This window comes from Vibrio sp. 10N.222.49.C9 (assembly GCF_041474985.1).
In the GTDB taxonomy this organism is placed as follows: Bacteria; Pseudomonadota; Gammaproteobacteria; order Enterobacterales; family Vibrionaceae; genus Vibrio; species Vibrio crassostreae_C.
In genome coordinates, this window is record NZ_JBFRVD010000652.1 from 1 (window position 1) to 625 (window position 625).

General features: G+C 44.8%; 1 protein-coding gene. It reads right to left on the reverse strand.

The genetic code is table 11. From position 1 onward, the window contains the following. Positions 1 to 625: IS30 family transposase (locus AB4585_RS24905; protein WP_372171429.1), on the reverse strand; the 625-nt coding region annotated here is incomplete at both ends.

The following is a 625-nucleotide window of genomic DNA, read 5'->3' on the forward strand; positions in this document are numbered from 1 at the left end:
ACATATCTATGGTCGCTTGAGTGACGTCTTTGGCTGACTTCGATGAGACTTTTCTCGTCAGATAAAAACGTGTTTTACGCTCTAAAATAGTGACGATTGCTCCTGTCCCATGCTTACCCAGAACCGTATCAATCTCCCAGTCACCAAGGCGTTCTCGGTTATCAACCACGTCGGGCCTATCATCTATCGAAACTGCATTTTTAATAGCTGGCGCTTTCTCTTTCTTACCCCGTCGATACCGTTTGTGGCCTTGACGTAAGTGCCGAAAGAGTTTGCCACCCTGTTGCTTATTACGAGCAACAAAACGGTAAATCCACTCATGGCTAACTTTAGCTCCAGCGCGAGTTAACACATTAGATATTTGCTCTGGACTCCAGTCGTTAGTGAGCAAAAACTCGATGAAATCTATGCGCTGTTGGGGTATTTGATACTTATCTGCTTGTTGTCGTTTCGCTACTGAAAGTTGATGTGCTTTTTCAGGCAGATATTGCTGTTTCTCCCCACATCGCTTCAACTCACGATAAATGGTTGAGCGATGGCATTTAACGGTCTTCGCAATTTCTGACACTGAAATTCCCCGTTCCAAAAGGGCAGAAATCTGATATCTTCTTCCCTCGGTCAACTG